General features: G+C 57.7%; 23 protein-coding genes. 7 read left to right on the top strand and 16 right to left on the bottom strand.

Annotated features, from left to right (window positions below):
- Positions 1-42: 42 nt before the first annotated feature.
- From QZ869_RS04120 to QZ869_RS04095, 6 genes are all read right to left on the bottom strand, one after another.
- The gene (locus tag QZ869_RS04120; protein WP_296102628.1) at positions 43-1,152 is read right to left on the bottom strand and encodes an endonuclease/exonuclease/phosphatase family protein; all 1,110 of its coding nucleotides are present in this window, start codon (positions 1,150-1,152) and stop codon (positions 43-45) included.
- A 61-nt stretch (positions 1,153-1,213) separates the two neighbouring features.
- Positions 1,214-2,242 (bottom strand): ABC transporter ATP-binding protein, encoded by a 1,029-nt coding sequence (locus QZ869_RS04115; protein ID WP_296084983.1) that lies wholly within the window; start codon positions 2,240-2,242, stop codon positions 1,214-1,216.
- Complete coding sequence (locus QZ869_RS04110; RefSeq protein ID WP_296102625.1) at positions 2,230-3,924, bottom strand: iron ABC transporter permease; 1,695 nt, start codon at positions 3,922-3,924, stop codon at positions 2,230-2,232. Before QZ869_RS04110 ends, QZ869_RS04115 begins: the two co-directional genes overlap by 13 nt.
- A 9-nt stretch (positions 3,925-3,933) precedes the next feature.
- The gene (locus QZ869_RS04105) at positions 3,934-4,920 is read right to left on the bottom strand and encodes an ABC transporter substrate-binding protein (protein WP_296102622.1); all 987 of its coding nucleotides are present in this window, start codon (positions 4,918-4,920) and stop codon (positions 3,934-3,936) included.
- Between the two features lie 89 nt (positions 4,921-5,009).
- Positions 5,010-5,843 (bottom strand): PhzF family phenazine biosynthesis protein, encoded by an 834-nt coding sequence (locus tag QZ869_RS04100; protein ID WP_296102620.1) that lies wholly within the window; start codon positions 5,841-5,843, stop codon positions 5,010-5,012.
- 165 nt (positions 5,844-6,008) lie between these two features.
- A complete protein-coding gene (locus QZ869_RS04095; RefSeq protein WP_296102617.1) occupies positions 6,009-7,253 on the bottom strand; it encodes a PLP-dependent aminotransferase family protein in 1,245 nt (414 codons plus the stop codon).
- A 241-nt stretch (positions 7,254-7,494) separates the two neighbouring features.
- On the opposite strand from QZ869_RS04095, the gene QZ869_RS04090 reads away from it, so the two are divergent.
- Complete coding sequence (locus tag QZ869_RS04090; RefSeq protein ID WP_296076909.1) at positions 7,495-7,947, top strand: RbsD/FucU family protein; 453 nt, start codon at positions 7,495-7,497, stop codon at positions 7,945-7,947.
- 48 nt (positions 7,948-7,995) lie between these two features.
- Here QZ869_RS04090 and QZ869_RS04085 read toward each other — a convergent pair whose 3' ends face one another.
- The 4 genes from QZ869_RS04085 to QZ869_RS04070 form a co-directional block, all read right to left on the bottom strand.
- Positions 7,996-8,499, bottom strand: a complete 504-nt coding sequence (locus QZ869_RS04085; RefSeq protein ID WP_296102615.1) for a nuclear transport factor 2 family protein — start codon at positions 8,497-8,499, stop codon at positions 7,996-7,998.
- Positions 8,500-8,634: 135 nt separating this feature from the next.
- Positions 8,635-9,654, bottom strand: a complete 1,020-nt coding sequence (ilvC, locus tag QZ869_RS04080; protein ID WP_296014809.1) for a ketol-acid reductoisomerase — start codon at positions 9,652-9,654, stop codon at positions 8,635-8,637.
- A 45-nt stretch (positions 9,655-9,699) separates the two neighbouring features.
- Complete coding sequence (locus QZ869_RS04075; protein ID WP_296014909.1) at positions 9,700-10,353, bottom strand: TetR/AcrR family transcriptional regulator; 654 nt, start codon at positions 10,351-10,353, stop codon at positions 9,700-9,702.
- A gap of 155 nt (positions 10,354-10,508) precedes the next feature.
- Positions 10,509-10,937 (bottom strand): helix-turn-helix domain-containing protein, encoded by a 429-nt coding sequence (locus QZ869_RS04070; protein WP_296102613.1) that lies wholly within the window; start codon positions 10,935-10,937, stop codon positions 10,509-10,511.
- A gap of 110 nt (positions 10,938-11,047) precedes the next feature.
- Here QZ869_RS04070 and QZ869_RS04065 point away from each other — a divergent pair, with 110 nt between their 5' ends.
- Positions 11,048-11,935, top strand: coding sequence for an SDR family oxidoreductase (locus QZ869_RS04065; RefSeq protein ID WP_296102652.1), 888 nt, complete (start codon positions 11,048-11,050; stop codon positions 11,933-11,935).
- A gap of 79 nt (positions 11,936-12,014) precedes the next feature.
- On the opposite strand, the gene QZ869_RS04060 is transcribed toward QZ869_RS04065, so the two are convergent.
- On the bottom strand, positions 12,015-12,929 hold the full coding sequence (locus tag QZ869_RS04060) for an AraC family transcriptional regulator (protein WP_296102610.1): 915 nt from the start codon (positions 12,927-12,929) through the stop codon (positions 12,015-12,017).
- 187 nt (positions 12,930-13,116) lie between these two features.
- On the opposite strand from QZ869_RS04060, the gene QZ869_RS04055 reads away from it, so the two are divergent.
- Positions 13,117-14,163 (top strand): NAD(P)-dependent alcohol dehydrogenase, encoded by a 1,047-nt coding sequence (locus tag QZ869_RS04055; protein WP_296102608.1) that lies wholly within the window; start codon positions 13,117-13,119, stop codon positions 14,161-14,163.
- Positions 14,164-14,224: 61 nt separating this feature from the next.
- On the opposite strand, the gene QZ869_RS04050 is transcribed toward QZ869_RS04055, so the two are convergent.
- On the bottom strand, positions 14,225-15,511 hold the full coding sequence (locus tag QZ869_RS04050) for an NAD(P)/FAD-dependent oxidoreductase (RefSeq protein ID WP_296102605.1): 1,287 nt from the start codon (positions 15,509-15,511) through the stop codon (positions 14,225-14,227).
- A gap of 82 nt (positions 15,512-15,593) precedes the next feature.
- Positions 15,594-16,349, bottom strand: a complete 756-nt coding sequence (locus QZ869_RS04045; protein WP_296102603.1) for a pyridoxine 5'-phosphate synthase — start codon at positions 16,347-16,349, stop codon at positions 15,594-15,596.
- A gap of 23 nt (positions 16,350-16,372) precedes the next feature.
- On the opposite strand from QZ869_RS04045, the gene QZ869_RS04040 reads away from it, so the two are divergent.
- Positions 16,373-17,317, top strand: a complete 945-nt coding sequence (locus QZ869_RS04040; protein WP_296102600.1) for a MerR family transcriptional regulator — start codon at positions 16,373-16,375, stop codon at positions 17,315-17,317.
- Between the two features lie 14 nt (positions 17,318-17,331).
- On the opposite strand, the gene QZ869_RS04035 is transcribed toward QZ869_RS04040, so the two are convergent.
- Complete coding sequence (locus tag QZ869_RS04035; RefSeq protein ID WP_296014833.1) at positions 17,332-18,459, bottom strand: ATP-dependent RecD-like DNA helicase; 1,128 nt, start codon at positions 18,457-18,459, stop codon at positions 17,332-17,334.
- Positions 18,460-18,598: 139 nt separating this feature from the next.
- On the opposite strand from QZ869_RS04035, the gene QZ869_RS04030 reads away from it, so the two are divergent.
- Entirely contained in the window at positions 18,599-19,879 is a 1,281-nt protein-coding gene (locus tag QZ869_RS04030) for an SDR family oxidoreductase (RefSeq protein ID WP_296102597.1), read from the top strand.
- Between the two features lie 7 nt (positions 19,880-19,886).
- Complete coding sequence (locus QZ869_RS04025) at positions 19,887-20,369, top strand: DUF2269 domain-containing protein (RefSeq protein ID WP_296102594.1); 483 nt, start codon at positions 19,887-19,889, stop codon at positions 20,367-20,369.
- A 21-nt stretch (positions 20,370-20,390) separates the two neighbouring features.
- On the opposite strand, the gene QZ869_RS04020 is transcribed toward QZ869_RS04025, so the two are convergent.
- Entirely contained in the window at positions 20,391-20,984 is a 594-nt protein-coding gene (locus tag QZ869_RS04020; protein WP_296014862.1) for a LysE family translocator, read from the bottom strand.
- Positions 20,985-21,125: 141 nt separating this feature from the next.
- Between QZ869_RS04020 and QZ869_RS04015 the strand changes: the two genes are divergently transcribed.
- The gene (locus QZ869_RS04015; protein WP_296102591.1) at positions 21,126-21,971 is read left to right on the top strand and encodes an aldo/keto reductase; all 846 of its coding nucleotides are present in this window, start codon (positions 21,126-21,128) and stop codon (positions 21,969-21,971) included.
- A 159-nt stretch (positions 21,972-22,130) separates the two neighbouring features.
- Here the strand turns inward: QZ869_RS04015 and QZ869_RS04010 are convergent, their stop codons facing one another.
- Positions 22,131-24,053, bottom strand: a complete 1,923-nt coding sequence (locus tag QZ869_RS04010) for a methyl-accepting chemotaxis protein (RefSeq protein WP_296102588.1) — start codon at positions 24,051-24,053, stop codon at positions 22,131-22,133.
- Positions 24,054-24,656: the final 603 nt, after the last annotated feature.

Genomic DNA, 24,656 nt, shown 5'->3' with positions numbered 1-24,656 from the left:
GAACTGAACCACGCGGTATCCGCAGTGGCTTGGGGCGTCGGGTTATTCCAGATCCAGCGTCATTACCACCGGGCAATGGTCCGATGCCTTGGGCCGGTCCCAGCCGGTTCGTGGATAGCGCTCCACCTCCTGCCCCGGCGGAAAGACCGTACGGTATGGCTGACCGGCGCGGATGATTTCCGGCACGCGCTCCACATTCCGCTCCGCAAGGCTCTGCGAAAGCAAGATGTAATCGAGCTGGCAAAGATGCTGCTCCTGCGGGCCGCGGGAATGATAAAGCGTCCACCGGTCCATTACATCGCGGCGTTGCATCGGATTGATGGCAAAGTCGTCTCTTGTCAGCAGGTCAAGCGCGCTGCGCGCCTCCGCCACCGGCGTAAAGCTGTAGCCGCTCCGGCGGTCGCCCTTGATGACGACCCGCTCCTGATAATCATTCATATCGCCGCAAATGGCGAAGTTCACATGCCGCGCCTGGTCAACGCCGAAGCGATCCTCGATGATGCGGCGAATGCCGCGCACCTCCGCCTCACGCACCGGCATGGTGCCAAGCCTCGCATCAGTCGATTCGCGGGCATTGCTCATCGATTTCAGATGGGTAACGAAGAGCGAGAAAGGCTTGCCGCCGATCCTCAGATCAAGCTCGAGACAGTCACGCTTGAAGATCTTGTCATCGATAGCGTTGGTCAGTTTCAGTTCGTCATTGAAGAGATCGAAGTCGCGGTAGGTTTTCGATGCATGGCTGCGAATATCGACCAGTTCGATCTTCTCGCCGTCACGCGTTTCGTCGCGCATGACAACAGCCACATCGATACCGCGGCTGTCATTGCCTTCCAGCAGATATTTGTGCCGATAACCATTGCCGACCATGCGATAGAGATAGCCATATTCGAAGGCTTGCAAGGCCGCCATGTTATCGACTTCCTGCAGGCACAGAATATCGGCATCCGCATCGGCAATGGCGAGTGCCGAAAGCTGGCGTGTGTCATCGGTGGAAGCGAGCATTCGCGCGCTTTCCAGCGCATTATAGGTGGCTTCATCCCGCACATCGAAAAGCTGCATAGCGCGGTCGCGGCGGGTCTGGTTGCGAAACCCGGTGAAATCGAAGCGGGTCATCAGGTTTTCGATATTAAAGGTGGCAAGCCGAAGCGACATGAATCATTCCCGTATGAACGTCCAGCTTAGCCGCTTTCAAATGGAAACCAAGTCACCGACATTACAAACGCCAGGCCGAGCGTACGATGACGGGATAGGCCGCCCCAAGCGCTGCCGGCTCTCGGGAATAGGCGCGCAGCACCTGTCCATCCGGTAGCGTCAGGCGCAGGGCGTATCGTTCTCCCTCGTAAAGGATATTGCTGATGCGGCAGACAATGCCCTCGGCATCCTGCAACACATCCTGCGGACGAACGAGAATATCCCTCACTGGGGACATAGGCGCATCGTTCCGCATGGCTGGCTTCAGCATGTCCCAGCTCAATGCTCGCGGAGCATCGTCCGGCAGACCGAGTGAAATAATGGCGCCCTGCCCCACCAGCGAACCGACAAGCCGGCCTTCCGGCCTTGCGTAGAGCTCAGCGGGTGCAGCCATCTGCAACAGCCTGCCTTCCGACATGACAGCCACGTCTGTTGCAAGCGCCATGGCTTCGGCCTGATCATGCGTGACATAAACCATGGTCGCGCCGGAGGTCGCATGGAATTCGCGAAAGGTCTCCTCCATCTCCTGGCGCAGATGCCGGTCAAGATTGGCAAGCGGCTCGTCCAGAAGCACCACGTCCGGCTCCGTGACCAGGCAGCGGGCCAGCGCCACACGCTGACGCTGACCGCCGGAAAGATCCGAAGGGCGGCGATCGGCATAGGCATCGAGCCGCACGGTCGATAGCGCATCCATCACCTTGCGGCGATAACGTTCGCCGGAAATGCCCCTCACCTTCAACGGATAACCGGTATTCTCCGCCACCGTCATGTGCGGCCAGAGCGCGTAGGACTGGAAAACCATTGCCATATTGCGCCGTTCCGGTGGCACCATGCTGCCAGCATCAGCCAGCACCCTTTCGCCAAGAAGGATCGCGCCGTCGCTTGGCTGCTCGAAGCCTGCGATCATCCGCAGAACCGTGGTCTTGCCGCAGCCGGACGGGCCGAGCAGAGCGAGAAAGCCGCCATCGCGGATCGTCATCGACACATCGTTGACGGCGGGTTTGCCGCCGCCAAAGCTCTTCGAAAGGCGATTGAGGATCAGTTTCGCCAAGGCACAACTCCCTTCGGCAGCTTGCGGCCGAGCAGTTCGAGCAAGAGCATCAGCACGATCACCATCGCCACCACCAGCACGGAAAGTGCCGAGGCAAGATCGAAGCTGCCGCTATCATCGAGATTATAGATCACAACACCGAGCGTCTGGGTGCCTGCCGACCAGAGCAAGGCAGAGACCGTCAGTTCATTGCAGGCAATCAGAAAGACCAGAATGACGGAGGCACCCGCTGCGGGGCCGACGAGCGGCAGAATGATATCCTTCATCCTTCGCCAGAACCCGGCACCGGAAAGCCGCGCCGCTTCCTCCAGCACCGGATCGAACTGGGTAAAGGCGCTGGCCATAGGTTTCAGGCTAACGGCGAAGAAGGAGGAGAAATAGGCAAGAAGGATGATACAGAGCGTGCCGTAAAGCGTGATGCCGACAAGCGGGATGGGTGCAGCGAAGAGCAACACATAGGAGACGGAAATCACCACGCCGGGCAGCGCATAGGGAATATCGACCAGCGCCGACAGCAGGAACATGAACCGGCTTTTGCCCATCACAAGAAAATAAGCGGTCAGCACAGTCACCAGTAGGAGACATAAGGATGTGGCCGTCGCCAGAAACAGCGAGTTGACGAAAGCCGTGCGCGTCACCGACTGACGAAACAGGATTTCCTCATAGGCATGAATGGTCGCCGTCTTCAACGTCAGCGGCACGCCATAGGCGGGCGCGAGCGAGCTTGCCACCAGCGCGGCCAGCGGCGCGACGAGAATAATGAGGATCGCGAGCCACAGAAACGCCTCGACAATCAAGCGCCAGCCGCCGAGCTGGAAGGTCGCAGCCTTGCCGGAAAGACCGATGATGCGGTAGTCTCGCCCCTTCATCGCCCGTTCCTGAATGGCAAGGCCGAGAACGGAGATGATGGCAATCATGCCCGACAGCATGGCGATGTCGCCAAAGGTACTGCTGCCGAAGCTGGAGAAGCGGCTGTAGATCAGCGTCGGCAGGGTGAAGATGGAGGCCGGGATGCCGAGAATGGCGGGAATGCCGAAATTGCCCACACCCGAAACGAAGGCGATGGCTGCGCCTGCAATCAGCCCCGGCATGGAGAGCGGCAGGATGATATCTTTCAGCACCTGCCAAGAGGATGCACCCGAAAGCTTCGCCGCCTCGATCCCGTCCTGCGGAAGCGCCAGCAGCCCTGAACGCAACGACAGATAGACGAGCGGCGCATGATGGACGCCGAGAAGCAGCGAAATCCCGAAGATCGAGTAAAGCGGCTGGGCAGAGCCAAGCGCCGGCGCCATCCCGATGGCCTTCAACAACGTGCTGGACGGTCCGGTCATGCCGATCCAGGAAAGCGCCGTCACCTGCGGCGGGATCATCATTGGCAGCATGAAGAGAAAGCTTAAAATCGACTTGCCGCGAATATTGCAGAGCGTCAGCGCCAGCGCAAAAACACCGCCGATCGCAAGCGAAATCAGCATGCCGAAAAACGAGGTGGAGAGCGTGTTGACCGCGGCCTGCCACAGCGCCGGATCGCTGAGAAGCGGCCACATGTCACCCTTCAGTGACGAAAGGATGCCGGTATAGGCCAACCGTCCCAGCGGCAACGCGCTGAGCATGAAGACGACGATAATGACAAATGGAAACAGCCAGCGCGGCTGGCTGCTTCCCTTGGCTGATATGACTGGCATGAAAAAGGATCAGCCCTTGGAGCCGCCAAAGATATCGGAGAAGGTCTTGAGGTCCTTTTCGGAATTCTTCAGCGCTTCGGTCGGGTTCAGTGGCAGCACCTTGATCTGGTCGCGCGACGGGAAGCCAGCTGGCAGGGCAACATCGTTGCGCGCCGGAATATAGCCGAGCTTGACGAAGCCTTCCTGACCCTTGGTGGAGAGCACATAATCCACGAACTTCTTGGCGGCATCGGCATGCTTGGTGTGGGCCAGAATGCCGACGGGCTCGGTGACGGCGGACACGCCTTCTGTCGGGAAGACGAACTCGACCGGAGCGCCCTTTGCCTTCTCGCGGATCGGCATGTAATCGACAACCACGCCGTAAGCCTTCTCACCGGAAGCGACGGATTTCAGCACAGCACCGTTACCACCGGCGGCAATCGCGCCATTGTCCTTCAGTGCCTTGTAGTAATCCCAACTTAGACTTGGAACAGCGGCAATCGTCTGCGCGTGGATCAAAGCCGCACCCGAGGTCAGCGGGCTTGGCATGGTCACCAGCCCCTTGGCTTCCGGCTTCTCCAGATCCTTCCAGCTCGTCGGCTTCATCGCGGCCTGCGTGTTATACATGATGCCGGTGGTGATGAGCTTGGTGGAATAGTAATAGCCATCCGCATCGTAGAGCGAGGCATCGTAATGGGCGGCCTCCGGCGACTTGTAGGCCATCAACTGACCGGCTTGCTTCATGCGTTCCAGCGTCACCGTATCGGCAATCAGAAGAACGTCGGCAACCGGATTTCCCGCCTCGATCTCGGCCATCAGCTTGGCCATGATCTTCGGCGTTCCGTCACGAACCCACTCGATGTCGATACCGGGATTGGCAGACTTGAAGCCGTCGACAGTCGCCTGGGCATCCTCATTCGGCTGGCTGGTGTAAAGCACCAGATCTGCGGCATTCGCGGCGCTCATCAAAAAGCCGAGCGACACGATGGCGGTGAAGGCGGAAAGAAGCGTTTTCATGAATCCAGTCCCTGTTTGGAGTTGGGACCGCTAAAACATACCTGCATAACATGTATGTGACAGACAGGATTTGTCTGTCACATTCGCCGTTAAAGCGTGATCTTTCCCTCAATCAAGGAGGTGACCTGCCCGCCGATCCAGATATCGTCACCGATCTTGTCGACGCTGACACGCCCTGCCCGGCCAAGAACCGTACCCTGGCTGGCGACATAGCGTTCTGGAGCCACGCCAGCACCGATCAGCCACTGTGCAACGCCCGCATTGAGGCTTCCCGTCACGGGGTCTTCACCACCTTCGAAGAAAGCGCGCACTTCGAAATCGGCATCGATCCCATCTTCCGGCTGGCATTGCGCAACCACGCCCACCTTGAACCCGCCGAGCGCCGCGAAGTCCGGCTCGATGCCGATAACATCAGCGCGACTTCTGAGAAGCAGCGATACCCACCCTGGACCATTATCCGTCCAGCTTGCATCCAGGATCACCTCTGGTGCCAGCGCCAGTGCCGCCGCGATCTGCGAAACAGAGGTCGGATCGACCGGACCGGACTTGCGCAGTGGAGGCGCTGCAAAAGCCAAGCTTTCGCCGGTGACCCTGATCTTGATCAGCCCGGCCGCACATTGCTGGACGATCTCGTCTTTGCCTGTCTGCCCGGAATGCGCAAGATAGACATGGCAGGTGCCGAGTGTGGGGTGACCGGCAAAGGGCAACTCGCCAGTGGGCGTGAAGATACGCACCCGGTAATCCGCTCCCGCCACCGTCGGCTTCATCAGAAAGGTCGTCTCGCTGAGATTGGTCCAGTTGGCGAAAGCCGCCATCTCCTCATCGGACCAGTCATGCGCGTCGCAGACGACCGCAAGCGGGTTGCCCTTCAGAGGCATGGCGGAAAAGACATCGACCTGATGAAATGGATAGGTTCTCGCCATGGCGCATATCCTTCGAATGGGTGGCGTTGTGTCTGTGCGAAGCGTCGTAACAGCAATGCCGTAACGCGTGGATGACGGAGCAAAGCATCACGTCAAATGCTGGCCGCATTCAAATCGGCCAGCAAAGGCTCGTCGGTTAAGGGCGCAACAAGCCCGCCCCTTGCCTTATACGATCGGCATTGTTGCCTTGGTGGTGGTCTCGGCATTGGCGATCAGACGACCAAGCCGCTTGATGCCCTCATCGATCATCTGCTCATTGGCGCAGGAGAAGCTGATGCGTAGCGTGTTGCTGCCCGAACCATCGGCAAAGAAAGCCTTGCCCGGAACGAAGGCCACACGCTCGCTGGCAAGCGATTGCGCCAGAAGCTCCGCGCCATCGAGACCTTCCGGCAGCGTCACCCAGATGAACATGCCGCCTTCCGGCTTTGTCCAGCGTGCAGTCTTCGGCATGTAGTTGTCGAGCGCCGTCAGCATGGCATCGCGGCGCGCACTATAGGCCGCCTTGATCTTGGCGACCTGCTTGTCGAAGCCGCGCGATGCGACATGCTCGATCGCCATCTGATTGATCGTCGAGGAATGCAGATCCGCCGCCTGCTTCATCAGCACCAGCTTGCGGATGACGGGCATTGCCGCAACCACGAAACCGACGCGAAGACCTGGCGCCAGCGTCTTGGAGAAGCTGCCGGAATAGATGGTGCGGGTCTTTTCGATGCCGCCATTGCGCTCGATATCGAGCGCCAGGATCGGCGTGACCGGCTCGCCGTCGAACCGCAGGTTCTGATAGGCGCCATCCTCGATAACCGCAATGTCCAGCTCATCAGCCAATTCCAAAAGCTTCTTTCGGCCTGCAAGATCGACCGTCTCACCCGTCGGGTTGGAGAAGTCGGCAGAGAGATAAGCGAACTTGACCGAACCGCCAGCCTTGGCGGCGTTGTCGCGATAGGTTTCCGGTGTGCGATTGCCACCCGGATTGAGCTGGTCATAGGTCGGCTCATAAGCATTGAAGGCAGACAGCGCACCGAGGTAGGTCGGCCAAGTGACAAGTGCCGTATCGTTCGGCGACAGGAACAGCTTGCCGAGATAATCCAGCGCCTGCTGCGAACCGGAGGTGATGAAGACGTTATCGACCGAGCAGACGATGCCGATCTTCGCCATGTCCTTGACGATCCACTCGCGCAGTGGCTTGTAGCCTTCGCTCACCGAATATTGCAGAGCGGAGCTGACCTGGGCGCCAGAGAAGATATCCGCATAGGCCTGTTTGAAATCCGCATCGGGGAACAGCGCCGGATCGGGAATACCGCCTGCGAAGGAAATGATGTCCGGCTGATCCAGAAGCTTCAAGAGCTCACGGATTTCGGAGGCTTTCATCCGCGATGACCGCGTGGCGAAGATTTGTTCCCAATCGAGCATGGGTCTTTTTCCTCATATTTCGTTTTATGACGCAAATAGGTACAGAAACATCGATAGGTCAGCAATACTGACTTATCAGTTTTCGGTACGGTTTTTCGAGATTTTTTGCGTCCTCTCCCAAGTTGCGGACATCCCATACAATCTCTTCAAAGACTTCACAATCTGCTTGCCGATGGATTGACGGGCGACAAATTTAAGGATGGATTGCGGCCCAACTGATTTGCTGTCCGGAGGAGACAAAATGCTCAAGAATATCCACCCCGCGCTCAACGCCGATGTGCTGCACGCGCTTCGCGCCATGGGTCATGCAGACACGCTCGTCATCACCGACACCAACTTCCCGTCGGACAGCATTGCCCAGCACACCGCCGTTGGTCAGGTGCTGCGGATGGAAAACCTCACCTCCGCTCAGGCTATCAAGGCCATCCTCTCGGTCTTCCCGCTCGACACGCCCTTGCAGCCCTCGGTCGGCCGCATGGAAGTGATGGGCGCACCGGACCAGATCGAGCCGGTCCAGCAGGAGGTTCAGGCCGAAATCGACGCTGCCGAAGGCAAGTCCGCGCCCATGTATGGCATCGAGCGCTTTGCGTTCTACGAGAAGGCCAAGGACGCCTACTGCATCATCACCACAGGTGAGCTGCGGTTCTACGGCTGCTTCATCCTGACCAAGGGCGTGATTTATCCTGAGGCATGATTTGACCGTGAACGCAGCTTGAACTGAAAGTTACGGTTTGGTGACACATCAAGCCTGTGGCAGTTCTCGCCCAGTCACGTCATCGTTCTCAAGCTGCGCGATGGACTCGCGCAGCTTTTTTCCGTTCGCGCTGCTGGACAGCAGGTGGGACGCGTCATCCAGATCGACGCCAATAGGTGTCCCCTGATGAAAACGTAGTTTCCAGCCATCACCGTGACGGCTCCAGATGGAAGAGCGATTGGCCCGCTCAATCTTCTCGCCGTAGAGCACTTCGCTCACATAGGTCACTTGCACGACGTCTGGAGAGAGATGGCGCGCATGAAAATTCAAAAGCGGGATGGTCGATTTTATGTCCTGCCCGGGTTCAGCTTCGATCAGCATCTCCGCGCGATCATATGTTCTCCCGGATCGCCCAAACTCAAAAAAATCCTGAGAAAACACTTCGTCCATCAGCGAAACGTTGAAGCGCGTCTCAGCGATCCACAGGCTCTCTTCCAGTCTTCGGATGCCATCCAGCTCGGACGTCAGCAATAGTGTGTCGTGTTCGTGCATAATCACGTCCTTTGCAATCCCGAAAAACGAAACCAGCTTTCTCTCTCGACCGTAAGAAGAAGGGCGCGGAAGTTTCCCTCCGCGCCCTCGCATATTTCCGTCTGCTTGGCCTGACGGCGCAGGCGCCAGACCGTCTTAGTTGACGGCCTTGTCGACCAGCTTGTTCTTGCCGATCCAGGGCATCATGCCGCGCAGCTTCGCGCCAACTTCTTCGATCTGGTGAACGTCGTTCATGCGGCGGATACCCTTGAAGCGGGCTGCACCCGAACGGTATTCCTGCATCCAGTCGGAGGTGAACTTGCCGGTCTGAATATCGTGCAGAACGCGCTTCATTTCAGCCTTTGTTTCAGCAGTGATGATGCGCGGACCGGTGACGTATTCGCCCCACTCAGCCGTGTTGGAGATCGAGTAGTTCATGTTGGCGATGCCGCCTTCATAGATCAGGTCAACGATCAGCTTCACTTCGTGCAAGCACTCGAAGTAAGCCATTTCAGGCGCGTAACCGCCTTCGACCAGCGTTTCGAAACCAGCGCGGATCAGCTCTACGAGACCGCCGCACAGAACGACCTGTTCGCCGAAGAGGTCGGTTTCGCACTCTTCCTTGAAGTTGGTTTCGATGATGCCGGAACGACCGCCGCCAACGCCACAGGCGTAGGAGAGTGCGAGTTCAAGAGCATTGCCGGAAGCATTCTGGTGAACGGCAACGAGGCAAGGAACGCCGCCGCCCTTCTGATATTCGCCGCGAACCGTATGGCCTGGGCCCTTCGGTGCGATCATGACGACGTCGAGCGAAGCCTTCGGCTCGATGAGGCCGAAGTGAACGTTGAGGCCGTGGGCAAATGCGATGGCAGCGCCGTCGCGGATATTGCCGGCAATCTCAGCCTTGTAGATGTCGGCCTGAAGTTCGTCAGGCGTTGCCATCATCAACAGGTCGGCCCACTTGGCAGCTTCGGCAACCGTCATGACCTTGAAGCCATCGGCTTCTGCCTTCTTGATGGTCGGCGAACCGGCCTTCAGAGCGATGACGACATTGTTGGAGCCGCTGTCCTTCAGGTTCAGCGCATGCGCGCGGCCCTGCGAACCGTAACCGACGATGGCGACATTCTTCGCCTTGATGAGATTGAGATCGGCATCACGATCGTAATAAACGCGCATTTCTTGGTCCTTCCCTATTCAAAACCAGATGATTGAAGCCGGAACTCAGGCGAGTTTGCCGCCCTTTTCCGAATGTACCTTTTCCGTCCCGTAGAGCGTCAGGAAGGCAGCAACCGCCTTGCGCGCCCGAGCGGAAAAATCCTTTGCCTGCGCTTCGCCGAGCAACATGCGCACATGCAGATCGGTAACGATCAGGCCGTAAAAACTGCGATAGGCATCTTCCAGATCGTCAAAGCGCAGGTAACCGCAACGGCGCCCGGCCTCTATCAGACCACGAGCACGCTTGTCGATCTGACGACGCCCCCGCTCCAGAAGCAGATTGCCGAGCTTGGAGCCTTCACGGCTCGCCTGCCCGATGGCAAGACGGTTCAACGCCAGCGACACATCGCCTGCCAGCACGTCGAGCAGGTCATGCGCAAAGACTTCAAGATGATCGACGAGTTGCGGCGCCGTGACACGATCGCCCGCTTTCTCGAAGGTGCGAACCTTGCTCTGCTGAAAGCTGATCATCGCCGCCAGCAGACCATCTCGGTCGCCAAACCACTTATAGAGGCTTTCCTTGGAACAGTTGGCTGCGCGTGCCAGACCAGAGGTCGTCAGCGCCTTTTCTCCACCCTCGACCAGAAGACGCAATGCCTGCTCCAGAACGGCGTTCTGTCGCGGCGAAAATTCCTGCGCTGTGATCGGATCGGTCCCCACCTTGTCCACTCCACTCTCAATTATGTACCGTACGGTACGGTTCGAGCGACATTTAAGCGGAGCGCTTGTCAGGGTCAAGAAGATTTTTGATCGAAGATTACGAATTGATGCGCCGCAATATGAGACACGCTCAAATTGCGAGCTAAGACAGAGACTTACGGGGTGGCGTCGAACTCTGTTCGCGCCTTCTTTACCGCATCATGGTTATCGAGCGCCCAATTGATGACCTGCGACAACGGCATATAAAGGGACCGCCCCAACGCCGTCATGCTGTACTCGACGCTGGGCGGCTTGGTGGGAAACACTTCACGGTGAATATAACCATCCCGCTGCAGGTCGCGTAGTGTCTGGGTCAGCATACGTTGTGAGATATCGGGTACAATGCGGCGCAACTCGCCGAAACGATAGGGGCGCTCCGCGAGCGCCTGCAACAGCAACGTCGACCATTTCCCACCAATGTGATTGAGTAGATCGCGCACCGGGCAATTGTCGAAATCAAGATTGGCAAAATCCGGCAGGGGTGCCGACCTTTGGGCTGGACCCGAGGTTGCGGCCGGTTTCAAGCGTGAGACTGTCGCGCCCATGGCGGTGGTTCCCTTCTGGTAACGTAGGGCGCTAGAACTGCCTTCTTTACACCGGTCAGTCAATTCCTATTTTAGAGCTACTCTCTTTTCGAGACCAGCAAAGGAAATATATTATGAGCAAGATTCTCGTGACCGGTGCCTCCGGTCATCTCGGCCAGGCCGCCATCCGTCATCTCCTGGAAACCTATCACGTCCCGCCCTCCGATGTTGTCGCCGCCAGCCGCGATACATCCAAACTCGCAGGCCTTGCGGCAAAGGGCGTCGAGACGCGCGCAGCCGATTTTGACGACATGGCCTCGCTGGAGAAAGCGTTCGAAGGCATCGACACGCTGCTCATTATTTCCACCGATGCGCTTGCCGTTCCGGGTCAACGTCTGAAGCAGCACAAGGCGGCGGTTGCCGCTGCTGCAAGGGCGGGTGTCAAGCACCTCGCCTACACGTCCATGCCAAACCCGGACAAGTCGCTCGTGACCTTTGCCCCCGATCATCTCGGCACGGAAGACGCCGTCAAGGCAAGCGGCCTGCCCTACACGATCATCCGCAACGCCTGGTATCTCGACAACTACCTGCACGGGATGCCGCACAATCTGGCGGGTGGCCAGTGGTTTACCGCGATGGGCAACGGCAAGGTTTCCAATATCTCGCGCGACGACTGCGCTCGCGCTGCGGCAGCGGCGCTGGCCAAGGGCAAGGCCGAAAACAAGACCTACACGCTGACAGGACCCGAACTTCTGGATGCGGACCAGATCGCAGCGCTCGTATCCGAAGCGGCTGGCAAGCCGCTCGAGGTCGTCAAGGTATCGCCGGAGGATCTGCAAAAGGGCATCGAAGGCGCCGGCCTACCCGGCTTCGTCGCGGCTATGCTGGCTTCCGCCGATGCTAATATTGCCGTCGGCAACTTCGAGATCCTGACGGATGATTATGAAACCCTGACAGGCAAGAAGCCTCAGCCTTCCGAAGACTTTTTTAAAGCAAACAAGGCAGCTTTGGCCGGCTAAGAACGAACGTTTTTCGCCGTGCTGGCCTCCAGCAGCACGGCGGAAGACACAAGCTTAAGCTTTGCGTGAAAGGCGCACTCTACTCCGCAGCAGTGCTCATGCTTTCGCGCGACGCCTCGACATCTCTCGCTGGTGACATGCCATAGACTCGGGCATATTCCCGACTGAACTGCGACGGGCTCTGATAGCCCACTCGATGACTGGCGGTTCCGGCATCCAGCCGTTCTAGCAGCATCAGGCGGCGCGCCTCATGCAGGCGCAACTGCTTTTGATACTGCACCGGCGTCATCGCGGTCACCGCCTTGAAATGCTGGTGGAAGGACGACACGCTCATGCCCACCCTTTCGGCAACATCCTCGATGCGGATAGGACGGGCGTAATTTTCTCGCAGCCACGCGATGGCACGGGCAATCCGGTTTCCGTGACTATCGACCGCCAGAATATTCATCAGCTGACCGCCCGCAGGTCCAGTCAGGATGCGGTAAAGGATTTCCTGCTCGATCAGCGGCGCCATGGCAGGGATCTCTGCTGGACGATCGAGCAAACGCAACAGGCGCGTCGTGGCGTCCAGAAGCTCGGGCGTTGCGGCATTCACCACGATGCCGCGCTGGCTGGGAACGGCAGTTGGCGAGCGCGCAATCTGCGCACGGCTCATCACATCCAGAAGCTTCTCACTGCTGATAGCAATCGATATGCAGAAGTGCGGCACCTCGCGGCTTGCCTCCACCACGCGCCACGCCACCGGCAGATCGAATGACGTCAGGAGATAATCTCCCGCCCCGTAATTAATGGTATCGGTGCCGAGCTGAAGGCTTTTGGCGCCCTGAATGACCATGGCGAAACAGGGATGATAACTGCCGTGGCAGGGCGCACTCGGGCTGAAACGTTTGCTGAGCCGCAGAGCGTCGATTTGGGTCGTCACTTCCCCTTCATCCTGCGCGTAGCGGGCGGCAATGGAAACGATTTCCTGGTAAGGGCTAAAAGGCAGCGTCATCGAGCGAAAACCTTGAGGCAAACGGCAGTTCCGTTGAGACATATCTAAAATGCCTTGCCCTTCTCGCAAAGAGGGCGCGTCTTACTTTTGTAGAATTATGCAAGAAGCTCGGAGGATCGCTCTACCGCTCTTTCGCGTTAGGGGCGCATGATCAACCATCCCATTCCACAGCTGAAAGGAACTTCAGATGGCTACTGCAAGAGGTTATGCTGCAACAGACGCGTCCAAGCCGCTAACGCCCTTCACCTTCGAGCGCCGCGAGCCGAACGAAGACGATGTCGTCATCGACATCAAATATGCGGGCATCTGCCATTCGGACATTCACACCGTCCGGAATGAATGGAAGAATGCGGTCTACCCAATCGTCCCCGGCCACGAAATCGCCGGCATCGTCACCGCCGTCGGCTCCAAGGTCACCCGCTTCAAGGTCGGAGACCATGTCGGCGTCGGATGCTTCGTCGATAGCTGCGTTGGCTGCGCCACTCGCGACGTGGATAATGAGCAATACATGCCAGGCCTCGTCCAGACCTACAACTCGGTCGAACGCGACGGCAAGACGGCAACTCAGGGCGGCTATTCGGACCATATCGTCGTCAAGGAAGGCTACGTTCTTTCCATTCCGGAGAACCTGCCACTCGACGCGTCCGCACCGCTTCTGTGCGCCGGCATCACCCTCTATTCGCCGCTCAAGCACTGGAACGCCGGTCCTGGCAAGAAGGTCGCTATCGTCGGTATGGGCGGTCTTGGCCATATGGGCGTGAAGATCGGCGCGGCCATGGGTGCCGATGTCACCGTCCTGTCGCAGTCGCTTTCCAAGAAGGAAGACGGCATGAAGCTCGGTGCGAAGGATTACTACGCGACTAGCGACGCCTCGACCTTCGAGAAGCTTGCAGGCACCTTCGACCTCATCATCTGCACCGTTTCGGCAGAAATCGACTGGAACGCCTATCTTGGCTTGCTCAAGGTCAATGGCTCCATGGTCGTGGTCGGCGCACCTGAAAACGCGATTCCCGTCCACGCTTTCTCGCTTATCCCAGGCCGCAAGAGCCTGTCCGGTTCGATGATCGGCTCGATCAAGGAAACCCAGGAAATGCTGGATTTCTGCGGTGAGCACAATATCGTTTCCGAAATCGAGAAGATCGACATCAAGGACGTCAATGAAGCCTATGAGCGCGTGCTGAAGAGCGACGTGCGCTACCGCTTCGTCATCGATATGGCAACGCTTGACGCGTAACTCGCCGCGATTACCGGTAGATCAGAGAGAGGCGGGCACCGGCTGTGCCCGCCTCTTCTCGTTAAGACGCCTTCCCGACAGGCTGCGTCTCATCCTTCAGTGTATCGCGCTGGGTAATCAAACGCGCACTGTGCTGGCCGCTGAGGTAAATCCAAAGCCAACTCCAGGCGACAGCAAGCCTGGAGCGAGTACCGATCAGGAAGTAAATATGGGCAAGTCCCCATATCCACCAGGCAACAACGCCCTTCAGCTTGATCTTGCCAAAATCGATGACGGCCGCCCGCTTGCCTATGGTGGCAAGATTTCCCTGATGCACATATTTGAACGGCGCTGGCTGTGACCGTCCCGTCAGTCGGGCCTTGATGACCTTGGCAACATGGCTGCCCTGCTGCTTGGCGGCGGGCGCGATACCCGGCACGGGTTTGCCGCCCTCTTGCTGAACAAGCGCCGTATCGCCAATGACGAAGACGTTCGGGTCATCGGCAATATGAAGATGCGGGCCGACCTCGGTACGACCAGCCCGATCTGCCGTGACGCCAAGCCACTGCGCGGCGGGGGAAGCTTGCACCCCGGCCCCCCAGATAACGGTCCGCGCCGGAATGAAATGATCGCCGATCTTGACCCCCTCTTCGGTACAATCCGAGACAGGTGTGCCGAGCATGACTTCCACGCCGAGTTCTTCAAGCGCCCGCTTGCTATATTCCGACAGATCCTCGGTAAAGGCAGGCAGCACGCGCTGTCCAGCCTCCACCAGAATGACCCGCGTCTTGCGCGTATCGATATTGCGAAACTCCGGAGGCAGCACCTTTTTAGCGAGATCCGCAATCATCCCCGCCATTTCGACGCCCGTCGGGCCGGCGCCGATCACAACGAAAGTGAGATAAGCCTGCTTCACCTCCTGCGTCTTCTCCAACTCGGCGCGTTCGAAGGCAAGAAGCAGTCGCCTACGGATGGTGGTGGCATCCTCCAATGTCTTGAGGCCGGGCGCATATTTTTCCCAGGCGTCATTGCCGAAATAGGCGTGGCGCGCACCGGTGGCGAGCACCAGCGTATCAAACGAGACCCTATCGCCATTGGTCAGATGAACGGTTCGGTTCGTCCGGTCGACGCCGGAAACCTCGGCCAGCATAGTAGAGACCTCCGGCCTGTCACGAAACAGATGGCGGATAGGCCAGGCGATCTCCGATGTCGCGAGCGCGGTCGTTGCGACCTGATAAAGAAGCGGCTGAAAAAGATGATGATTACGACGATCGATCAGGGTGATGCGCACTGGCGCGCCTTTCAGACCATGAACCGTCTGCAACCCGCCGAAGCCTCCGCCAACGACGACGACATGATGTTCCTGCATGACACTTGCCCTCACTGCAATGAGAAAATCAAACCGCGCAGGTTCTACGCGGTTTCATTGTAAGGGCAAAAACTGACATTAGTTATGAAATGGCCTGACCGCAGGCCCGGCAAAAACGCCGGACGGTTTCGGCCATACCGAACTCCAGCGCATCCGCTGTAAGTCCGTGGCCGATGGATACTTCGGCAAGGTCGGGAATACGCTTTACCAGCGCGGGCAGGTTTGCGACGGTCAGGTCATGACCGGCATTCACGCCCAGTCCTAATTCCGTGGCAATATCGGCGGTCCGTCCGAGTTTATCGATCCACTCGGCGGCAGCCTCGGGACTATCGTAGCAGCCACCATAGGGCCCGGTATAAAGCTCGATACGGCTGGCACCTGTGGCGGCAGCCAGTTCCAGCGCCGTCCGGTCTCCGTCACCATCCGCAAACAGCGAAACGCGCATGCCGCGGGCCTTGAGGCGCGAGACGACGGTCTTCAAAAAATCTGCGTGTTCGCGGAAATCCCAACCGTGGTCAGATGTCGCCTGCGACGGATCATCCGGCACCAGGGTTACCTGCTCCGGCTCGGCCTCTTCGCACAGCAGGAGAAAGTCCTCGGTCGGATAGCCCTCCATATTGAACTCCGCCCCCGGAAATTCATCATCGATCAAGGCGCGCAGAACCGGCAGGTCGGAGAAGCGAATGTGACGCTGATCCGGTCTAGGATGAACCGTCAGCCCACTTGCCCCGGCGTGAAGAGCAATGCGCCCAAAAGACGCCACATCCGGCCAAGGCAGATCGCGGCGATTGCGCAGCATGGCGATGGCATTCAGATTGACGGACAATTTCGTTGGCATTTTTCCTAATCCCGGACCTTATGATGATGGCCATTCAAGGCTTCATCTGTTCCCAATTATTTCGGCAACACGCAAGTGCCAAAAAAATTACCTCTCCATGGAACCATTATCCATCCAGCGCATTATGCAGGTTCTGGATGGGGACTAATATGACGCAATCTATTTCATTAGATAATGCTAACGTTGACTTGACTTTAGACGCGGTTCTTCTGGATGATATTGATGTAAACGCGGTGGCTGATCTCCCGGTTCGACCGGGTGTTGCAGCCCAAAACCGACCATGGAGCGATAAGTCCGTGAGTAAGGTCGATAATCCGTCCATGTCATCGCCTATGAAGGCTCAGAGAGCCTTTCTTCCAGAGGTCAAAATTCCGTCTTCTCTTCCAAGCGAGCCTGTCGTCATCGCCGATATGGCAAATCTTTTTGGCGTGACGCACCGGACATTGCATTTCTATGAGGAAAAGAAAATCCTGTCGTCAGGTCGAATGGGGCTGATGCGGGTATATTCTCACCAAGACGTACATCGCATGGCCGTTATAAACCTCCTGCGTGAAATCGGTGTTCCGGTCGCAGCCATCCAGGACATTATGGGTCAACTGGATAACGCATCCTCACAGGAGGAAGCTGATGATATCTTCCAGGTCGCACTCGAGACGCGCAAGGGCGAGCTTGCAATAGAAATGTCTTCCGTTCATCGCCAGATCGATCAAATCCGCAACCTTCTGGATTTCAGCGACGACCACGATTGCGATCCCGACCAGGACTCGATTGCCGATTTGACAGAGCAGGAAACCACCTGCCTTGAACTGATGTCGGAAGGTTACTCCTCCACCCGTATGAGCCGCACTCTCGGCATTTCGGCTGACGAGCTGAACCTATTGGAGGAAAGTCTGCTCGGGAAATTTGGCGTCAACAACCGATTTCAGGTTGTCGCAAAAGCTCTGACCATGGGTGTCATCCAATCGTAATGCAGGCCTGAGCATCATCGAACGATGGTCAGTGTCTCCGCAGCACGCGTCACAGCGGTGTAGAGCCAGCGTTCGCGCGTATCTCGAAAAGCATAGCTTTCGTCAAAAAGCACGACATTGTTCCATTGCGAACCCTGCGCCTTATGAACCGTCAGCGCGTAGCCATAGTCAAACTCGTCGTAACGCTTGCGCGTTGACCACGGTATCTCTGTCTCGCTCTCCTCGAAGGCAGCCTTCAATAATTTGATCTTCGCCGCACCGCGATCCATATCGTCGTCTTCCGGCCTGATCATCAAATTGATGCCTGGTTTGACCGTTTCCCGGGATGAACTCATCACCTGCCAGAGCGAGCCGTTGAGCAGCCCCTTTGCCGGGTCGTTGCGCAGACATACGAGCTTGTCGCCGGATTGCGGGTAATCCGCCGAAAATCCTTTCAGTTCGCGCAGACGCTGATTGTAGCGCTTGCGCGTTCGGTTCGTGCCAACCAGAACCTGATCCGCATCCAGAACCAGCGACTGCGTCACTTCCGACTTGGAGATCACCTGCGCGGTGCCGTAGTCTCCGCGCATGATCTCGCGTCCCTCACGCACATCCATGGCAAGCTGGATAATCGGGTTGTCCTTCGCCTGACGATGGATTTCCGACAGAAGATAATCCGGCTCCTGCTCGGTGAAGAAACCGCCGCCCGAAACAGGCGGCAACTGGCCTGGATCGCCCAGAACCAGAACAGGCGTGCCGAAGCTCATCAGGTCCTTGCCAAGCTGTTCATCCACCATCGAGCATTCATCGATGATGATCAACGCTGCCTTGGCAAGCGGACTTTGCCGATTGATCGTGAACATCGGCGCGATCGACGTCTTGCCGGTTTCCTCGTCTTCGACGGCCTCTTCGCCACGAGGCCGGTAGATCAGCGAGTGGATGGTGCGGGCATTGGAGGCCCCACGCGAACGTAAAACCTGCGCGGCCTTGCCGGTGAACGCGGCAAACAGCACTTCGCCGTCAACGTGTTCGGCAAAGTGCTTTGCAAGTGTGGTCTTGCCCGTGCCTGCATAGCCGAAGAGACGGAACACCGGCGAGCGGCCTTCCTTCAACCAGCGCGAAACAGCCTTGAGGGCCTCATCCTGTTGCGGAGAAAATTGCATTCTTCCTCTTCGCAGGATTCGAGCGGCAAGCGCAACAGAAAAAGAACGAAAGAAGAATGTCGCGCGCGAAAGCGACTGGAAATCGCAACTGCCGGAGGCAGACGATGGCATGCAACGTCACATTTGATTAGATAGAGGCATGAAGATATTGATTCTTGGCGCAAGCGGCTTCATCGGCTCGGATATTCTTCGCAGGCTTCACAATGACGGCCATGTAGTGACGGGCCTGGCCCGCAACACCGTTTCCGCCCGCCGAAAATTTCCTCTTGCCAACTGGATCGAGAGCGATCTGGCGCAGATGAAGGACGCTGCGAGTTGGACAGAGCTTGTTGCGGATCACGAGGTCATCATCAATTGCGCAGGCGCGCTCCAGGATGGTCTGGCGGACAATCTCTCCGCGACGCAGCTGGATGCGATGCTTGCGCTCTATGAGGCGTGCATCCGGGCACACGGCAGGCTGGTCATTCAAATCTCAGCGCAAACCTCTGGCACCGCTGCCGACTTACCGTTCCTGGCGACCAAACGCGGTGCCGATGATGCCCTTGCCGCAAGTGGATTGCCGCACGTCATCTTCCGCCCCGCCCTCGTTATTGGCCGCAACGCCCATGGGGGTACAGCCCTCATCCGGGCCTTGGCCGGTCTTCCCCGCGTCGTTCCGCTCGCACATGCAGACAGTCCCGTGCGCGTTGTCTCGGTCAACGATGTCGCCTCTGCCGTGTCGCGCGCTGTCAGCGGTCATATCGCACCGGGAAGCGACCTGCACCTGGCAGCCGATGAAGTCATGACGTTGAGCCAACTCGTAGCACTGCATCGCCAGTGGCTTGGTCTCCCTCCTGCGAAGTCTGTAGCCCTCTCGCCTGCCATTGCGAAAGCCGTCAGCCTGATGGCCGACCTTGCGGGACATCTGGGATGGCGTTCACCGCTTCGGTCCACCGCCATGGCAGTCATGTCGGAGGGCGTCTCGACAAAGGCGCAGGCAAATACGCTTGCAGTCGCGACGGCATCCGAGACTCTCGCGCGTCATCCTTCAGCTGTACAGGATCTCTGGTTTGCGCGGCTCTACCTTTTGAAGCCGCTCATAATCCTATGCCTGTCGATGTTCTGGTTGCTGTCGGGCCTCGTTCCGCTGGCCAACGTCGAAAACGCAGCAAGCCATTTCTCTGCACTTTTGTCTGGACCCTTAGCCACCGCGCTCACACTTGTCACCTGCGCGGTCGACATCGGCCTCGGCCTTGCTGTCGTCATCAAGCGGTTCTCAAGAAAAGCCATGCAGGGCATGCTGCTGGTGACGGCCTCATACCTCTTCGGCGCCACGCTTGTGGAACCCTCGCTCTGGCTCGATCCGCTCGGCCCCCTCCTTAAGGTGTTGCCGTCGATCGTCCTGACGCTGGCCGCAATCGCGACGCTGGAAGAACGGTGAGCGCTCCATGCTGGAGGAATTGATCCGTACGGCCCATGTCATCGGTGCTACGGTGCTTCTGGGCACGGGAGCAGGCATTGCTTTCTTCATGGTCATGGCGCGCCGGACCGAAAATCCAAGCCTCATCGCCCATGTTGCGGAAACAGTGGTGATCGCGGATACGGTTTTCACCGCAACCGCCGCGATCTTTCAGCCGATAACAGGATACATTCTCGCACGCATTATTGGTTGGCCGTTGACGCAAGGGTGGGTGTGGGTCTCACTTCTGCTCTACGTTATTGTCGGCCTTTTCTGGCTTCCCGTCGTCTGGATACAGATGAAGCTGCGCGATATCGCCAGGGCTTCCGCTGCCGCCGGCTCCCCCCTTCCGCCGCGATGGTTCAGTCTGTATCGCATCTGGTTTGCCTGCGGTTTTCCAGCCTTCTTCGCCGTCATCGCCATTATCTGGCTGATGCTGACGAAGCCCGACATCCCGTTCGGCCTCGGCTAAAGCTTTCCTCACGGGAGGTTTTCACTTCAGCATCGGCCAGAGGCTGACGACGAGCAACACCGCCATGGTGATGTTGAACCATTTGAGCCTCACCGGAACGGACAGCCATTCGCGTAGCGCAGAGCCAAACGCTGCCCATGTCGAAACGCTCGGAAGATTGACGGCTGCAAAAGCGATGCCGACAAGGACAACCGTCGTTGTATAAGCGTTGTCATCGGTATAGGTCGCCATTGCCGTAACCGCCATCACCCACGCTTTTGGGTTGACCCACTGGAACGCGGCTGCCGCCAGGAATGTCATCGGTTCGCCAACGGCCTCACCTTCGCTCAAGGTTCGCGACGTTCCGATTTTCCACGCGATCCATATGAGATAGGCGCCGCCTGCAAATTTAAGCACAGTGTATAATAAGGGAACGGCGTGCAGTAGCGCGCCAAGCCCTAACCCGACGCCGATCAAAAGCGAGAAGAAGCCTGCAGCGATACCGAACATATGTGGGATCGTCCGTTGAAACCCGAAATTTACCCCTGAGGCAAACAGCATCATATTGTTCGGCCCTGGCGTTATCGATGTCGTGAAGGCGAAGAGCAGAAGTGCGATAAAAGTCTCTATTGTCATGAAGGTCCCCTTGCGCACCAATTTAAGCGTTGGCCGCATCTAGAACCAGCAAGCGCCAAGAATGGGATGGCACAGAATTTTTGATGGATCGGGAGGCGAACCTTTCGGTTTACTGACGGATATCAGTCTGAGGAGACCTCCATGTATGACGAGATACCAACCCTCACTCTTCCTTCGGGAAAAAACATCCCAGCACTAGGCATAGGCACCTGGAACATGGGCGAAAGGCAGACAAACGAGGCTGAGGAGATCGCAAGCATCCGCAAGGCAGTCGAACTAGGAATGACAGTCGTCGACACGGCGGAAATGTACGCTGACGGGCGCTCCGAAGACGTTGTGGGGAAGGCAATTCGCGATCTACGCCAGGACGTGTTTCTTGTTAGCAAGGTCTACCCATTCAACGCCAGCTCAAAAGGCACCATCGAGGCGTGCGAGCGCAGCCTTTCGCGCCTCGGCGTAGAACAACTGGACCTCTATCTCCTGCACTGGCGCGGTTCTCATCCGCTGGAAGAAACTGTAGCGGCCTTCGAAACGCTGAAGCGGTCCGGCAAGATCATCGATTGGGGTGTCTCGAATTTTGATACCGAGGATATGGAGGAACTGTTTGCAATCGAGAATGGCACCAATTGCGCTGCAAACCAGGTGCTCTACAATTTGTCCCGGCGCGGAATAGAATTTGACCTTCTGCCCTGGTGCCAGGATAAGGGAATCCCGATCATGGCCTACTCACCGATCGAACAGGGACGGATCTTGGGCAATCATGATCTGATCAAGATCGCCAAAGCCTATCAGGCCACCCCGGCACAGGTTGCACTCGCGTTCCTGCTTGAGCGAGACGGCTTGCTCGCAATTCCCAAAAGCGCCCGACCCGAACGGGTCGAAGAAAACCGAGGCACCACCGATCTGGAAATCAGCGACGACGATTGGGCGGTTCTCGACGCCGCGTTTCCTCCGCCAACCAGGAAGACCTCGCTCGCAATGTTGTAAAGCATCTTCATGGACTTGGCGTGATCAGCGGAATCGGTTTCGCAAGACAATGTGACGCGACACTCGAGAGGAACGAAAACCGCGCGATGTCGCCGCACAAAAAAAGCCGGACGATTTGGGCGCCCGGCTTTTTTAGTCTAGCGATGGCTCAAAGTCCTATCAGAACTCTTCCCAGTCCTGCTTGACGGCAGCGTTACCACTGAAGGCCGTAGCGATCTTGCGACCAAGAGCGCGAGCCGGCGACGCAGCCGGACGTTCGGCGGAGGTTGCAGGCCGAACCGGAGCTTCGAACGTATCCGAGAGCTTGAATTGTCCGAGAAGCTGGTTCAGCGACGAAGCTTCGCGAGCAAGACCATGGCTCGCAGCCGTCGTCTCCTCCACCATCGCCGCATTCTTCTGCGTGTCCTGGTCCATCTGGTTCACAGCGGTATTGATCTGCTGCAGACCGGAAGACTGTTCCTGTGCCGCCTCCACAATCGCCATCACGTGGCGATTGATCTCCTGCACTTCCGACACGATCGTCTCCAGCGCCCGGCCCGTCTCGCCAACAAGCTCGACGCCTTCCTGAACCTGATTGTTCGAGGTGGAGATCAGGCCCTTGATATCCTTGGCAGCGCTGGCGGAACGCTGAGCCAGTTCGCGCACTTCCTGGGCAACAACGGCAAACCCCTTGCCCGCCTCGCCTGCGCGTGCCGCTTCGACGCCGGCATTGAGAGCCAGAAGGTTGGTCTGGAATGCGATCTCGTCGATAACACTGATGATATTGGAAATCTCACCGGAAGACTTCTCGATACGCTCCATGGCAACCACGGCCTTGCGAACGACATCACCGGACTGTTCCGCGCCGGTGCGCGCCTTGGCGACCAGTTGACCGGCCTCCTGAGCGCGACGGGTCGAGTCCTTCACCGTAGTGGTAATCTCTTCCAGGGCGGCTGCGGTTTCCTCGACCGAGGCTGCCTGCTGCTCAGTGCGCTTGGCAAGATCGTCAGCCGCAGCGCGGATTTCGTTGGCACCGGCATCGATACCACGGGCATTTTCCGCGACACGGGTGAGAGCCGACTGAAGCTTCTCGGCAGAAGAGTTGAAGTTCTCGCGAACGGTATCGAGATGCGCGACGAAAGGTTGGCTGATGCGGTAGGACACATCGCCTTCCGAAAGACGCGAAAGCGCATTGGCAAGATTATCGACCGCAAACTGCGTGTTCGCCGCTTCCTTGGCCTTCTGCTCCTCGCGCGCAATTCGCTCCTTTTCCGACAGGCTGCGATTGGCGTCTGCTTCCTGTTCGAGGCGAACGCGCTCAAGCGCGTTATCGCGGAAAACCGCGACCGCTTTCGCCATTTCGCCCAATTCATCCTTACGGCCAAGACCCTCAACCTCGTCGGTGACGTTGCCCGAAGCCAGTGTCTCCATCCGCTTGCGCAGCCGGTCGATGGGACCAGTGATCCCACGCGACGATACCAGCAATGAAACGGCTATTGCGGATGCGAAGAGTAATCCAAGCGCGGCGAGGGAGTAGAGTATCGTTGAGTTGGTGGTAGCAGAAAGAGTATTAGAATTAGCCACGACATCCTGCAGCGTCTTCTCATTCAACGCGCGGATATCCAGTCGCCAGGACGCGATTTGCGCGTTGACTTCGGTCAGCTTGCGGCGCGCGGTCAAAAAATCACCGTTCTTCATCATCACCCACACTTCATCTGTGGCCCTGACGATGGCATTCGCCCGATCGGTGATGCCAGAGAGAGTGGTACTGATTTCCGGAAGAAGTTTCGGCGCACTCTCAAGTCGGGACAGGAGCGCGGCGACATCCTTTTTGTATTCGTCCTGGATTTCGGTTGGCTTGAGGCCTTGCTCTGACCGCAACAAACCAAGCGTCGTGTCATAGCCCAAGGCCACCAGGGATGTGTTTGCCCGGAATAGCTCGGTCGCGGCGGCGCTATTGTTTGCAATGATGTTGGAGTACGTCGTATCGGCATTTTTGTAGTTGACCGCAACGAAGCCAACACCGCCCAGACCGACCAATGAAACCGGAAGAATGAGACTCAGTATCTTGGTCCGAATTTTAGCATTCTCAAAAAACGACATATGCCCTCGCTTAAGACAGGCTGCAGATGACAATAGCGACCGCCAGCCGCCACCCCTCCTTGGGCTGCGGATCATTGCTTCGTCGATCTTGATGAGACGCACCATCATAGCGCGAAAACCGATGATCGTTATATGCCGCGACGAATGTATAAAAGTTTAACCGGGAGGGCGCCGACGAAGACGTTAAAAATAAAAATCGTTATACATCATGACCTTACGTAACGTGAGACAACGATTGGGGGAGCCGAACGCTTACGACCAGTCGGCATCGTCGACCAAGGCATAGCTAACGATCGATACTTGATCTACAGCCCAGAAGCTTGTCGGAAGGCGACTTAGAGCGTTTCCTTGTTAAATAGAAACGTTCTGCCGGAGCAGGTTTTCGTCAGGGCAAAGGCGATTGGCGAAGGGCATACCCAAAGGTACGGTCGAGCCGATCGCCTTTGAGCCTGGCGGAAAGATGACCGGCCCTTCGGGTTGGTTGAAACGGGCCACCTGCTTGCCCGGACGGCTTGGCCGTATGCGTTGGCTACGGCACGCGCCGCCCGGACAATCAGTCGATCCCGTTTGAACCAACAGAACTGTTTCTATTTAACAAGGAAA

This window comes from uncultured Agrobacterium sp. (genome assembly GCF_913777885.1).
Classification (GTDB): domain Bacteria; phylum Pseudomonadota; class Alphaproteobacteria; order Rhizobiales; family Rhizobiaceae; genus Agrobacterium.
This window is presented reverse-complemented; position numbering and strand designations above follow the sequence as displayed.